At 36.6% G+C, this 13,181-nt stretch carries 12 protein-coding genes, 1 other RNA gene and 1 pseudogene; 6 read left to right on the forward strand and 8 right to left on the reverse strand.

Going from position 1 to position 13,181, the window contains the following annotated elements:
• Nucleotides 1–51 precede the first annotated feature (51 nt).
• Together SOP96_RS18095 and SOP96_RS18100 are read right to left on the reverse strand one after the other, a co-directional pair.
• Entirely contained in the window at nt 52–687 is a 636-nt protein-coding gene (locus SOP96_RS18095) for a DUF4241 domain-containing protein (RefSeq protein WP_326322297.1), read from the reverse strand.
• 48 nt (nt 688–735) lie between these two features.
• The gene (locus tag SOP96_RS18100; protein WP_326322298.1) at nt 736–3,351 is read right to left on the reverse strand and encodes a valine--tRNA ligase; all 2,616 of its coding nucleotides are present in this window, start codon (nt 3,349–3,351) and stop codon (nt 736–738) included.
• 127 nt (nt 3,352–3,478) lie between these two features.
• On the opposite strand from SOP96_RS18100, the gene SOP96_RS18105 reads away from it, so the two are divergent.
• Nucleotides 3,479–3,973 (forward strand): DUF1573 domain-containing protein, encoded by a 495-nt coding sequence (locus tag SOP96_RS18105; protein ID WP_326322299.1) that lies wholly within the window; start codon nt 3,479–3,481, stop codon nt 3,971–3,973.
• Between the two features lie 189 nt (nt 3,974–4,162).
• Nucleotides 4,163–5,032, forward strand: coding sequence for a polyphosphate kinase 2 family protein (locus tag SOP96_RS18110; protein ID WP_326322300.1), 870 nt, complete (start codon nt 4,163–4,165; stop codon nt 5,030–5,032).
• Between the two features lie 72 nt (nt 5,033–5,104).
• On the opposite strand, the gene rnpB is transcribed toward SOP96_RS18110, so the two are convergent.
• Nucleotides 5,105–5,428: RNase P RNA component class A (gene rnpB, locus SOP96_RS18115), an RNA gene on the reverse strand.
• Nucleotides 5,429–5,597: 169 nt separating this feature from the next.
• Here rnpB and SOP96_RS18120 point away from each other — a divergent pair.
• Both SOP96_RS18120 and SOP96_RS18125 read left to right on the forward strand, forming a co-directional pair.
• Nucleotides 5,598–6,089 carry an RNA polymerase sigma factor gene (locus SOP96_RS18120; RefSeq protein WP_029294680.1) on the forward strand — a complete coding sequence of 164 codons (492 nt, stop codon included), beginning with the start codon at nt 5,598–5,600 and terminating at the stop codon, nt 6,087–6,089.
• Nucleotides 6,082–6,756: a beta-carotene 15,15'-monooxygenase gene (locus SOP96_RS18125; protein WP_326322301.1), complete on the forward strand. Its 675-nt coding sequence runs from the start codon at nt 6,082–6,084 to the stop codon at nt 6,754–6,756. Before SOP96_RS18120 ends, SOP96_RS18125 begins: the two co-directional genes overlap by 8 nt.
• A 64-nt stretch (nt 6,757–6,820) precedes the next feature.
• On the opposite strand, the gene rpoN is transcribed toward SOP96_RS18125, so the two are convergent.
• The 5 genes from rpoN to SOP96_RS18150 form a co-directional block, all read right to left on the reverse strand.
• Entirely contained in the window at nt 6,821–8,284 is a 1,464-nt protein-coding gene (rpoN, locus tag SOP96_RS18130) for an RNA polymerase factor sigma-54 (RefSeq protein ID WP_326322302.1), read from the reverse strand.
• 440 nt (nt 8,285–8,724) lie between these two features.
• On the reverse strand, nt 8,725–8,940 hold the full coding sequence (locus SOP96_RS18135; protein ID WP_326322303.1) for a DUF2683 family protein: 216 nt from the start codon (nt 8,938–8,940) through the stop codon (nt 8,725–8,727).
• Nucleotides 8,941–9,017: 77 nt separating this feature from the next.
• Nucleotides 9,018–10,466 (reverse strand): asparagine--tRNA ligase, encoded by a 1,449-nt coding sequence (asnS, locus tag SOP96_RS18140; RefSeq protein WP_326322304.1) that lies wholly within the window; start codon nt 10,464–10,466, stop codon nt 9,018–9,020.
• Between the two features lie 122 nt (nt 10,467–10,588).
• Nucleotides 10,589–11,188, reverse strand: a complete 600-nt coding sequence (locus tag SOP96_RS18145; protein WP_326322305.1) for a CDP-alcohol phosphatidyltransferase family protein — start codon at nt 11,186–11,188, stop codon at nt 10,589–10,591.
• Entirely contained in the window at nt 11,185–11,739 is a 555-nt protein-coding gene (locus SOP96_RS18150; RefSeq protein WP_326322306.1) for a hypothetical protein, read from the reverse strand. Before SOP96_RS18150 ends, SOP96_RS18145 begins: the two co-directional genes overlap by 4 nt.
• 103 nt (nt 11,740–11,842) lie before the next feature.
• Between SOP96_RS18150 and SOP96_RS18155 the strand changes: the two genes are divergently transcribed.
• Complete coding sequence (locus SOP96_RS18155; RefSeq protein ID WP_326322307.1) at nt 11,843–12,775, forward strand: helix-turn-helix domain-containing protein; 933 nt, start codon at nt 11,843–11,845, stop codon at nt 12,773–12,775.
• Nucleotides 12,772–13,181, forward strand: a pseudogene (locus SOP96_RS18160) (AraC family transcriptional regulator); the annotation flags it as partial. The gene SOP96_RS18155 and the pseudogene SOP96_RS18160, both read left to right, overlap by 4 nt.

Here is a 13,181-nt window from a genome sequence, read left to right on the forward strand (position 1 = left end):
GCCTTTAATAAATTTTAATATTTGTGTTTAATTTAAGCTAATTATTTAAATCTAAGTAATTTCTATAAATTCAGTTACGATTTTCACGGGCATCCGGTTTTTACCATAAGCAACATAGCTTGCATAAAATCCTTCCCCGTATCCTGTTTCAAAGGCAAAAATAGTTCCAGGATGGCTTTCTGAGGGCTTTAAGAATGCAAACTGATCAATAGCTCCTTTTTCATCAAAGAAATATTCATGGAAAAATTCTTCATAAATCCCCATAAAATCTGCTCCTTTGCTGTGATATAACCGCTGTTCCAGTTCGTTAAGACTGCTTTGCGTATCGGCATCCATAAAGCATCCCATCCCGCTTTCCACAGGATATCCGAACACTTCATCTTCCGACAGCTCTTTTATATTTTGTCCTTCTGTGGTGGCAAGTTCCCAGGCTGAAACTTCTTCCTGGCTGAAAATGATTTCGGCATAAGCTACACAATTGCTTTCCCTTTCCTTATGAAGCAAAACGGGGAAATCACCTTTCGGAAATACCGTCGTAAACGGTTTCATATCATTGGTAATTAAGGGATCACAAGCAACAAGACTGCCGCTTGAAAGGTATATTCTCCCAACCTCAAAACTTTCCAGCAAAGGACTTTCAACAAAGTTTCTGGAGAATAGCTTTTTTATGTTTTCGATGTGTGTCATTTAATTTTGAAACCTTCAAGGTTTTAAAAACCTTGAAGGTTTGTCTGTTTATAAAGTTTTTAATTTTTCTTCCAGAATGGCAATCTTATCAAGCGCATCTTTTTGTTTTTTGCGCTCTACTTCTACGATTTCCGGTTTTGCGTTGGCTACAAACTTTTCGTTGGAAAGTTTTTTATCTACAGAAATTAAAAATCCTTTCAGGTATTTTAATTCTTCTTCTGTTTTCGCTTTTTCTTCTGCTAAATCTAAGTTTTCACTTAAAGGAATTGATATTTCTGTTGCGCCCACTAAAAATGTAAAGCTTGGCTTATCTGTTTTTGTTCCGAAATGAATTTCTGAAACATTCGCTAATTTTTTAATAACAGCCTCGTTCGCAAATGCTGAAGCATTGGTATAAATTTCTGCAGTTTCTCTTGGTGAAATTCCTTTTGTCTGACGGTAGTTTCGTACTCCGGAAATCACTTCTGATGCTGTTTCAAAGTTTTTAATAATATCTTCATTAAATGCTTCTGCCTTCTTTTGTTGAGCAATGACCAAAGCTTCGCCAGCATTTCTTTTGGAAATAACCTGCCACAATTCTTCTGTGAGGAATGGCATAAAAGGATGAAGCAGCTTCATCAGTTCCTCAAATAATCCAATTGTTTTATTATAAACTTCTTTTGAAATTCCTTCACCATAGTTTGGCTTAATTGCTTCCAGATACCATCCGCAGAAATCGTCCCATATCAGTTTATAAATCAAATGCAATGCATCAGAAATCCTGAATTTTTCAAACTGATCATTAATCTCAGCAATGGTTTTATTTAATTTATTTTCAAACCATTCGATGGTCTGAGTTTCTGTTGAATTGGCGGGTTTATCTTCATGATTCCACATGTTGATCAGTCGGAAAGCATTCCAGATTTTCGTCATGAAGTTTCTTCCCTGAAGCATTAAATCTTCGTCAAAAAGAAGGTCATTTCCGGCTGCAGAACTTAATAAAATTCCCACCCGAACTCCATCTGCTCCATACTTATCCATTAATTCCAGCGGATCCGGTGAATTTCCTAACGATTTAGACATTTTTCTTCTCTGCTTATCTCTTACAATTCCTGTGAAATAAACATTTTTGAAAGGAACTTCTTTTCTGTATTCCAACCCTGCCATAATCATTCTTGCCACCCAGAAGAAAATAATATCGGGCCCTGTTACCAGATCTGATGTCGGGTAATAATAGTTAATGTCTTTATTTTCAGGATCTATTAAACCATCGAAAACCGACATGGGCCACAACCATGAGGAGAACCATGTATCAAGAGCGTCTTCGTCCTGTTTTAAGCTTTGGATTTCGAGTTCAGGGTTTTGAGTTTTCTCTTTGGCTAAAGCCAAAGCTTCTTCGATGGTCTCTGCAACTACAAAATCATTTTCTCCGTCTCCATAATAAAAGGCCGGAATCTGCTGTCCCCACCAAAGCTGTCGGGAGATATTCCAGTCGCGGATGTTTTCCATCCAGTGTTTGTAGGTATTTTTGAATTTTTCAGGATAAAATTTAACCTCATCATTCATTACAACATCCAAAGCCGGTTTTGCAATTTCAGACATTTTCAGGAACCACTGTACAGAAACTTTAGGCTCAATCACCGCACCTGTTCTTTCCGAAGTCCCTACTTTATTCACATAATCTTCAGCTTTCAACAGAAGATCTTTTTCTTCTAATTCTTTAGCAATCTGTTTTCTTACCTCGAATCTGTTTTTTCCGGAATAATGTAAGCCATGCTCATTTAAATTACCGTCATCGTCCAGCGCATCAATCATCTGCAGATTGTGCTTTTGTCCGATTTCGTAATCATTGATGTCGTGAGCCGGCGTAATTTTCAAAGCTCCGGTTCCGAATTCGATGTCTACATATTCATCTTCAATAACCGGAATGGCTCTGTTAACAATCGGAACAATAACTTTTTTACCTTTCAAATGCGCATATCTTTCATCATTCGGATTGATACACACGGCAGTATCCCCAAAAATCGTTTCGGGGCGTGTTGTAGCTACCGAAAGAAATTCTTCAGAACCTTCGATTTTATATTTAAGGAAGTATAATTTTCCGTTTTGCTCTTTAAAGATTACCTCTTCGTCAGAAATATTGGTTTTTGCTTCCGGGTCCCAGTTTACCATTCGGTAACCACGATAAATGAGTCCTTTATTGAATAAATCAACAAAAGATTTAATAACCTGTTGGGAAAGTTTCGGCTCCATTGTAAAACGGGTTCTGTCCCAGTCGCAGGAACATCCGAGTTTTTTAAGCTGCTCAAGGATGGTACCTCCGTATTTATCAGTCCATTCCCAGGCGTGTTTTAAAAACTCTTCTCTTGTAATATCTGATTTATTGATTCCTTCAGACTTCAGTTTGGCCACAACCTTTGCTTCGGTAGCAATGGAAGCATGATCTGTTCCCGGTACCCAGCAGGCATTGAAACCCTGCATTCTTGCACGGCGGACCAGAACATCCTGAATGGTATTGTTCAGCATATGCCCCATGTGCAAAATCCCCGTAACGTTGGGCGGAGGAATTACAACAGTGTAAGGCGGCTTATCATTAGGCTCTGAATGGAAGTATTTGTTTTCCAACCAGTAGTTGTACCACTTTTGTTCTGTTTCCTGTGGATTGTACTTTTCTGAAATCTGCATAAATTCTATTACTTTATTTACAATTTGCAAAAATAGTCTAAAGAAAAAAAATTTGAAGTATGAATTAAAATAATTTTTAACTTTGTTTCTCAAAATTTATCTAACAACGTATTTAATATTCAAGAATATGAAAAAATTAATTGCAGGAATTGCTTTATTCGGAACATTCGCATTGGCATCTGCACAAACGATCACGTTTGACAAAACTACTTATGACTACGGTAATGTGAAGCCTAGTTCAGACGGTATCAGATTTTTCACAGTAACAAATACTGGTGATAAGCCTCTTATCCTTTCAAACGTAAAAGCATCTTGTGGATGTACAACCCCTGAATTCAGCCAGGACCCTATCATGCCGGGAAAATCTGCTAAAATTAAGGTTGGATATAATACAGCCATCAATGGTGGATTCAACAAAATGATCGAAGTATTTTCCAATGATCCTGTGAACAGCAGAAGTGTAATCTACATCAAAGGAAATGTAGATCCAAACGCCCCGGATCCAAAACCTTTAACTCCTGCTGAGCTGAAAGCTAAAGCCAAGGAAGAGAAAAAAGCGGCAAAAGCTGCGAAGAAAGAGGCAAAAAAAGCTGCGAAGGCTGCCGCTAAAACTGCTGCATAATGGTAAAATCTCTACTACAATAATGGAAACCGCCTCAATGAGGCGGTTTTTTTATTACATTTATATAAGGTTTGGCTGAAGTTTAGATATGAGTTTAATGTTTAATGTTTAATGTTTAATGTTTAATGTTTAATGTTTAATGTTAATCTTTTATCTTTTATCTTTTATCTTTTAATAACTATAAAAAATATGGACACTAATTTCTCAGATGATTTTTTAGTAAATAGAAAATTTTCAATCAAAAAAACTTCAACTCGATATAAAGGAAAGCTCACAAAAGAAGAAGGTGAGCAACTGCTCATTCTTGAAAAGATAAAGCTTCGTGAGCTTCAGGAAAAACTGTATTCCGACGGCAGCCAGTCTATTCTGATTGTTCTTCAGGCCATGGATGCAGCTGGCAAGGACAGCCTTATTGAGCATGTTTTCGGTGGGGTAAATCCTCAGGGATGCCACGTTACCAGCTTTAAAACACCAAGCTCAAGAGAGTATTCGCATGATTTTTTATGGAGACACTATCTCGCACTTCCCGCAAAGGGCATGATTGGTATTTTCAACCGTTCCCATTACGAAAGCGTGCTCGTTTGTAAAGTACATCCGGAATATAACCTGAATGAAAAAACATGGAAATCCGTAAAAGATTTTGATAAAAAATTCTGGGAAAACCGTTATGAAAGTATCCGAAATTTTGAGAAACACCTTACCGAAAACGGAACTACCATCGTGAAAATATTTTTACACGTTTCTAAAGATGAACAGAAAAAAAGGCTTCTCGACAGGATCAACGAACAGGAAAAAAACTGGAAATTTTCGGCTGCCGATCTCCCCGAACGTGCCTTATTCAGCAAATATATGGAATGCTATGAGGAAGCCATTAATGAGACTTCCAAAGATGATGCGCCATGGTATGTAATTCCGGCAGATGATAAGTGGTTTGCAAGAGTCGCAGCGATAAAGATTATTATTGAAACTTTGGAGAAAATGAATTTGCAGTATCCCAAATTGTCTGAAGAAGACCGCAAAGATTTAGAGGAAGCAAAAAAACAACTGGAAAGTGAATAATTCAGCAAGAAAGAGGTAGGATTAAAATATTTACGCTCTAAAACTTCCGGCTTCCAACCTCCAGTTTTAAAAAACACGAGAAAATCTGTAAGCCGGATTCTGTACTTCCGGAGAAGTGCCTGTTATTTATCTACGTCTTACATTGCTGCAAGACTTTAGCTGATTACCCCTCGGCTTTCAGAGCGAGCAACTCCTATTTTCATTACTGAAAAGAACCGATATACTTATCATTGCACCACAAAGAGTTTACCTGATTTCACTACAGCCGAACTGTACATCCTTTCTGTTGCACTTGTCCTACCCTCACGGGTGACGGATGTTATCCGCTTTGCTGCTCTATGGTGTCCGGACTTTCCTACCTCCCGAAAACGGGAAATCAACAAGCCGACTTTCTCGTGGCTGCAAAGATAGATAATTTGAAAATTCGGCAATGTGATAATTTGAAAATTTTTATCTCCAAGAAAATCTTACATTGGTTTGACGTTATTCATTCATTTTCAAATTACTTAATTTTCAAATTCTCAAATTATATCATATCTTCGTAGCACTAAACTACACATCCACATTGGCCTCAAAGGAAAAAGAATTTGCGCAGCTTATCAAGGATAATCAGGGTCTGATTATAAAGGTTTCGCGTCTATATACCAATTCTTTGGAGGATGAAGAAGATCTTTTTCAGGAAATTGTGTTACAATTATGGAGAAGTTATGACTCATTTAAAGGAAATTCTAAAATTTCTACGTGGATGTACCGTGTAGCGCTCAATACAGCCATTACCCTTTTCAGAAAAAAAGCCAAAAGCCTGCCTACGAATGAACTAGATATCAATCATGCCGATTTTATCGAAGATGATGATGAAAAGCAACAGCAGGTATCACTTTTGTATACTGTAATAAAAACGCTTCCTAATGTGGAAAGAGCGATTGTAATGATGTATCTGGATGATTTGCCTTACAAGGATATTGCAGAAAACCTCGGCATTACCGAAGTTAATGCGCGTGTGAAAATGAACAGATTAAAGAAAACCCTTAAAGAAAAGATGGAAAAATATGCCTGAATTTGATTTAGACAGCTTTAAGAAGACTTGGCAGGAACAACCTGTTCAGAAGAAATACGACGATAATGAAATCCTACAGATGCTCAACAGGAAATCGCGGAATTATGTGAAGTATATTTTCTGGATCAGCGTGGCTGAATTTTTACTGTTCTCGGTAATAGGAATCTTTTATTTCTTTCAGAATGAAGAAGACAACGGCTTTCTCAATATCCTGGAAAAACTGGGCGCACAGAAAACTCCTCAGATTGAGAGCAGATTCGATACTATTTACTGGATCCTGAAAATATCTAGTCTTATTGTTACCGCTTATTTTGTTTTAAAATTTTATCAAAATTATCGCAAAATCAGAATTGAAGAAAACCTCAAAGGATTAATTACAAGAATTCTTACTTTCAAAAAAACCGTTAACGCATTTATTTTAATCAGCATTATTTTACTGGTTGCTTTTACTTCTATCTTTACTATTTTCATATTTTATTCTTTAAATGCTCAAAATGTTGAACCTAAAAGCTCAGAGCTGACCATCTTTATTGTGGGAATCATTATTACAACTGCATTTTCAGTGTTGCTGATCTGGCTTTATTACAGATTGGTGTACGGAATTATTATGAGCAAACTTGATAAAAATCTTAGGCAGCTGCGGGAGATCGATTTGCAGGAGGGTTAATATGTATTAATAATTAGAAGATATAAAAAAAAGCACTTCATCACGAAGTGCTTTACTATTTATTTTAAAGTTCTTTTCTCAATCTTGCCACCGGAATATTGAGCTGCTCACGGTACTTGGCAATTGTTCTTCTGGCAATATTATAGCCCTGCTCCTTAAGAATGAGTACCAACGCATCATCGGTGAGGGGTTTTCTTTTATTTTCCTTGCTGATAACTTCCTGCAGATGAGTTTTGATTTCTTTTGTGGAAACTTCCTCTCCATCGTCATTGGTAAGACTGTCTGAAAACAGGTCTTTGAGATAAACAATTCCGTTGGGTGTATCAGCGTATTTGCTTTTTACTACCCTTGAAATCGTAGAAATATCAAATCCTGTAATGTCGGCAACATCTTTCAGGATCATTGGTTTCAAAGATTTTTCATCACCTGTAATGAAATAATCTTTCTGGAATTTTACAATAGCCGTAATCGTCTGTAACAAGGTATTCTGGCGCTGATTAATCGCATCGATATACCATTTGGCAGCATCCAGCTTTTGCTTGATGAATAACGCCGCCTGCTTATGTTCAGACGAATTTTTATCGTGAGAGTAGGTTGTCAGGATATCTTTATATTCTTCAGAAACCCTTAAAGTAGGAGCATTCTTGCTGTTCAGCATAGGAACTACCTGCCCATCTTTTACCTGGATTACAAAATCAGGAATAATTTCCTGGTTGATGGTAATTGTTTGCGTATCAAAGTTCCCTCCTACTTTCGGGGATAATTTTGAAATTTCGTCCAGTGCATCTCTCAAATCCTCTTCTTCAATATCATATTTCTGAATGATCTTGTTGTAATGCTTGTTGGTAAGCGCATCAAACTGATACCTTAGAATATTGGCTGCGAGAGAAACCGCTTTATCAGAGCTTACTTTCTTTTCGATCTGTAAAAGCAGGCACTCCTGAAGTCCTCTTGCGCCCACACCCGGCGGATCCAGCTTTTGGATATAATTTTCGAGAATATCTTCTACTTTTTCCTTAGTTGTATAAATTCCCTGTGAAAAGGCCAGATCATCAACAATCGATTTTATTTCCCTTCTGAGATAACCATCCGTATCTAAATTACCGATAAGATATTCCGCAATTTTTTCATCTTCTTCACTGATGTTTACCAGATGGATCTGCTCCAGAAGATAGTCGTAAAGGGACTGCCCTTCCGTTAAAAGGCTTTCGTTATCAAACTCTTCGTCGTCCGGAGAGTAGTTGCTGGATGCTGTTTTATAGCTTGGCTCGTCGTCGTAAAGATATTGGTCTACATCAAAATCCGTTTCAATGCTTTCCGTACCCTCACTTTCGTAAGAGTCTTCCAGAGAAGAGAAATCATCCTCTTTAGATTCTTCTTTTACAATTTCCAAGGCAGGATTTTCTTCCAATTCTCTTTCGAGCTCCTCTTCAAATTCCAGGGTGTGAAGCTGGATCAGCTTCATCAATTGGATCTGCTGAGGTGCCAACTTCTGTCCTAATTTGAGTTGTAAGTGTTGTTTAAGCATAGTACCAGATAGTATTTAACATAACATATTGCACGAATTTAGGAAAAATATTTTGATAAAAATAAATTTTAGCACGATTTTTGCATTACAAGTTCCATAATAAGCTATTTAAAATAAACAGAAAAGCCCTGATCAATTTTTGTCAGGGCTTTTTCATTATTTATATTTCCAATGTATCCGGGTTTCTTCTGTGGTCTCAAAAAGCAAGAATTTCAACAGTATTTTCAACGACTCTCTAGTAGACAGAAAAATTTTTATCAATCAGTACATATCGTATTCCTTCAATTTCGGATAATGTACCGATGTGTGGACTTTGGGAAATAAGCTTTTCTTTCTTTTCAACCTCGATTCGTAACTTCTGGAATATTTCTGAGAAGAGTTATGAAAATTCCAATAATTTAAAGTATCAGCAAAAGAAAGCAAAGCTTTTCTGGTCCACCTTATTTGAAACATTGATTCAAAATTTCTTTAACTTCTTCATCTGTAGCAAACTCTCCTCGGTCTGCCTGCTCAATACCTTCAAGCAAACGCTTTTTCTGCCATTGCGTAAGCTTTCCTTCTTTTTCAATCTCGAAATTAATTTTTAATTCCTTTAAAAGTGCCTTTAGCAGATTGATCTGATTTTCATTATCCGTATGTATTGTAATCGTGCTCATTTCCAAAATTTTAGTAAAGTTAATAAAAAAATCCTTCCGTTTTGTTCGGAAGGATTTCAGTATTTTAAGAATATTTTTTAGAATTCTGCATTCTTAGGCGTTCTCGGGAAAGGAATTACATCTCTGATATTCGTCATTCCCGTTACGAAAAGTACAAGCCTTTCTAATCCCAATCCGAAGCCTGCGTGCGGAACGGAACCGAACTTTCTGGTATCCAGATACCACCAAAGTTCATGCTCATCAACATGCATATCTTCCATTTTCTGCTTTAATATATCCAGCCTTGCCTCTCTTTCGGAACCACCGATAATTTCACCGATTCCCGGGAAGAGAACATCCATTGCCGCTACGGTTTTACCATCTTCATTAAGCTTCATATAGAATGCTTTGATTTCTTTCGGATAATCAAACAAAACTACCGGGCTTTCAAAATGTTTTTCCACCAGATATCTTTCGTGCTCAGACTGAAGATCAGTTCCCCATTTTTCAACCGGATAGGCAAATTTCCCTTTTTTATTTTCTTTAGAGTTTAATAAAATCTCAATCGCTTCCGTGTAAGAAACTCTCTTGAAACGTTTGGAAACCACATTTTCAAGCTTTTCAATAAGGCCTTCTTTCGCTCTTTCTTTTTCCGGTTTTGGTTTTTGCTCTTCCGCAAAACGTTTGTCTAAGAAATCAAGATCATCTTTGCAGTTATCCAAAACGTATTGAATCACGTATTTCAGGAAATCTTCTGCAAGATCAATATTATCTTCAAGGTTATTGAAAGCCACTTCCGGCTCAATCATCCAGAATTCTGCAAGGTGTCTTGTCGTGTTTGAATTTTCAGCACGGAATGTCGGACCGAAAGTATAAATTCTTCCCAATCCCATTGCCGCCGTTTCTCCTTCCAGCTGTCCGGAAACCGTTAAGTTGGTCTTTTTTCCGAAGAAATCCTGAGCAAAATCAATGTCTCCCTGCTCGTCTCTCGGAATATTATTTAAATCAAAGTTGGTCACTCCAAACATTTCTCCGGCTCCTTCTGCATCGGCACCCGTAATCACAGGTGTGTTGATATAAAAGAACTGGTTTTGGTTAAAGAACGAATGGATGGCAAAACTCACCGCATGACGCACTCTGAACACCGCTCCGAATAAATTGGTTCTGAATCTTAAATGCGCCTGCTCTCTTAATGTTTCCAGCGAGTGTTTTTTAGGCTGAAGGATGGTTTTATCTCTTTCTTCCGTATAGTTGTCTCCTAAAATAGTAATTTTCTTCGCAAGGATTTCAACAGCCTGTCCGGCTCCCTGGCTTTCCACCACTTCTCCTACAATTTTAAGGGAAGCTGCAGTACTTATTTTGGAAATGATATCTTCATCGAAATTTTCGAAATCAACAACAATCTGCAAATTATTGATCGTAGAACCATCATTTAAGGCAATGAAACGATTGGCACGGAATGTTCTTACCCATCCGTAAACCGTAATATCATGATGTAATACTTTCTTGTAATCCTCCAGGATTTCCTTAATTGTCTGCTTTTTCATTTGTTGATTCAATTTTTTGTGTAAAAATTAATGAGTGCAAAGGTACAAAAAACAGGACAATATAAAGATTACCCTGTTTTAATTATATCAATTATTTAAAGTAATAATGTAGCCCTATATTATCAGTTAAATAAAACTGACTTTCTCCGCTGCTTACCTTTTCTGATTTTCCAGGCATGCCAAGAACTCGGAACATCATATTGCCATTTCGGGAGAATCAGGATAATAAGAATCACATCAACATGAGCAATAAATCCGAGAACAACTGTCATATAAAATGACCATCCAGCCTGTTGAAATCCAATAAGGTAAGTAAATGAAATGGGCAGACTAAGTCCCCACATTTTTGACAAAAAGGCATGGGTACAGGTTTCTTTTCCGAATTTCAGCCAGCTTACGATATAACATAAAGTTTCCATTCCAAGAATTATAATAATGCCAATCCATTCATTTTTTATTAAATTCGGATTTAAAAAATAAGCAGCCAATCCCAACGACAGCCAGAATATCATATCGGTCTGACTATCAAGCCTTCTTAATTTCTCAGACGAAACTCCGGTTTTCCGGGCGATTATTCCATCGAAAATATCGGTTATCAAACCGAAGTACATCAATATCAAAATTAACAACCGGGATTTTTCACCCATAAAATAAGATAACGAAAGAATGACAGGTGCAAGGATAAATCGTAAAGCGATTAAAATATAAGGTATTGTTTTCATGGTTTTTGTTTTTCAAAAGTTAAACTATAATGTGAGGTTTTCCAATCGCTCATCACTATCAATATGCCGTTGCAGAAAAAATAATTAGACTGGACACTCAAATTGTTGTTTTCATCAAGTGTAAAGCGTGACTTCTGAATGTTCCACCCACCAAAAATTAACGGAATTCCATCCAGCATAAACCGCTTTTCTTTCAAATAAACAAATCCATCCTTCTTTAAGGTCACTTTTAAATTTTTATCTGTCAGTAACTTTTCTGCATCGTAAGTTTTCATATTTAACATTCTTTTATTTACTGCTTTTAATTCAATCTTCAAATCTTTTTCTTCATGTTTTTCTTTGAAATTAAACATTCGGGTATTCCTGTCAAAAACATCGGTAAGACTTCTTACATAAAAGCCACTCCCGGAAGAAGCATAATTATGATAAGTTCCGTTAATAAAATTCAGATCATTTTTTTTGAAATTATCATTAACTAATTTTCTGTCATTGAAAGTTGCACAGTCGCATAAAAGCACTAAGCTTCCTAAATAAAAAAGTATTTTTTTCATAATTATTATCTAAAACTATACTTCAAAAGTATCGGATAAAAACACTAAACTAAATGCGAAAAGAAATTAAAATAAATTTCTAAATTTGTGAAAACCGCAAAATATGCATCAGGAACTTTTACTCAGGCAGATCCGTAGAAAAATAGGCGATAAATCTTTGAACGATGAGATTGCCAATATTCTCAACATAAGCTACGATGCGGCGCACCGAAGAACTTCACTGAAAGCCAAATTCAGCTTTGAAGAAGCAATGGAACTGGCCAAATATTTCCAGATTTCTTTAGATCAGTTTCAGGGTTCTGATCATCAGATTGTAGTGAGAAAAACTTCAGCCGTAACCCAAACGGGCGACCTGGATTTTTTTTTCAGAAATAACCTGAAGGTTTTTGAAAATCTCCCGCTTAGCCATGAAATGACCATCTATTATTCTGCGAAAGATATACCGTTTTTTTACACACTTTCCGATACGCTGCTTGCTCGCTTTAAAATTTATGTATGGATGAATTTGCTGAATGCCAGGCAGGTATTCATCCCTTTTCTGGAATTTTCTCCGCCAGATTTTGAATGGAATACTAAAGAATTACGAAAAATATATGAAGAACAAAATGTGATTGAATTGTGGAACGACATGACCGTTTCCAGCGTTTTACAGCAAATTGTATATTATCATGAAACGGGACTTTTGAACAGGAATGAAGCCGGAATTATTTTGCAGGAACTAAAGGAATTAATAGAATATATCGAACAGAAGACTGAAAACAATCCGAAATTCCACCTCTATGAAAATGAACTGATGCATCTTTCTAATGACATCTTTTTTCATCATCCGCAGCAGTCTCTTTTTGCTATTCCCACCAATATGTTCGGATATCTATTAATTAATGATGAAAAAACCTGTAAAGAAACAAAGAATTATTTTGAGCATCAGATTCAAAACTCAAAGTCACTGAACACTTCCGGTAATCGCGACCGGAAAATATTCTTCAACAAAATGTATCTTCAGATTGAAGATTTAAAACACATAATTGCGCTATGAAAAATCTTCGCAACGGTGAGTTTTTCGGACAAACCACTGAAACTTTGCGCTTCGGGGGATTAACGATTACAGATACGGAATATACATACCCCTTCGTAGACTGGCATTATCACGAAAACCCTTATTTCACCTTCTTGCTGCAGGGAAATATGACTGAAGGTAATAAAAAAGAAGTATACGACTGCGCAGCCGGAACACTACTTTATCATCACTGGCAGGACTCGCACTACAATACAAAACCTGATGTGTTTACAAGGGGATTTCATATTGAAATTTCGGAAGATTGGTTTGAAAAATTTCAGCTTTCAAAAGATAAAACAGAAGGAAGCTTTAATATTAAAAATCCGGCAGTAAAGCTATTGATGTACCGTATTTTCAAAGAAACAAAAAGCATTGATAATTCCTG

It is taken from the genome of Chryseobacterium salviniae, assembly GCF_035819015.1.
GTDB lineage: Bacteria > Bacteroidota > Bacteroidia > Flavobacteriales > Weeksellaceae > Chryseobacterium > Chryseobacterium salviniae.

Coding starts and splice junctions, on each gene's coding strand:
- SOP96_RS18095 (WP_326322297.1), bottom strand. CDS start 687: ATGACACACATCGAAAACATAAAAAAGCTATTCTCCAGAAACTTTGTT.
- SOP96_RS18100 (WP_326322298.1), bottom strand. CDS start 3,351: ATGCAGATTTCAGAAAAGTACAATCCACAGGAAACAGAACAAAAGTGG.
- SOP96_RS18105 (WP_326322299.1), top strand. CDS start 3,479: ATGAAAAAATTAATTGCAGGAATTGCTTTATTCGGAACATTCGCATTG.
- SOP96_RS18110 (WP_326322300.1), top strand. CDS start 4,163: ATGGACACTAATTTCTCAGATGATTTTTTAGTAAATAGAAAATTTTCA.
- SOP96_RS18125 (WP_326322301.1), top strand. CDS start 6,082: ATGCCTGAATTTGATTTAGACAGCTTTAAGAAGACTTGGCAGGAACAA.
- rpoN (WP_326322302.1), bottom strand. CDS start 8,284: ATGCTTAAACAACACTTACAACTCAAATTAGGACAGAAGTTGGCACCT.
- SOP96_RS18135 (WP_326322303.1), bottom strand. CDS start 8,940: ATGAGCACGATTACAATACATACGGATAATGAAAATCAGATCAATCTG.
- asnS (WP_326322304.1), bottom strand. CDS start 10,466: ATGAAAAAGCAGACAATTAAGGAAATCCTGGAGGATTACAAGAAAGTA.
- SOP96_RS18145 (WP_326322305.1), bottom strand. CDS start 11,188: ATGAAAACAATACCTTATATTTTAATCGCTTTACGATTTATCCTTGCA.
- SOP96_RS18150 (WP_326322306.1), bottom strand. CDS start 11,739: ATGAAAAAAATACTTTTTTATTTAGGAAGCTTAGTGCTTTTATGCGAC.
- SOP96_RS18155 (WP_326322307.1), top strand. CDS start 11,843: ATGCATCAGGAACTTTTACTCAGGCAGATCCGTAGAAAAATAGGCGAT.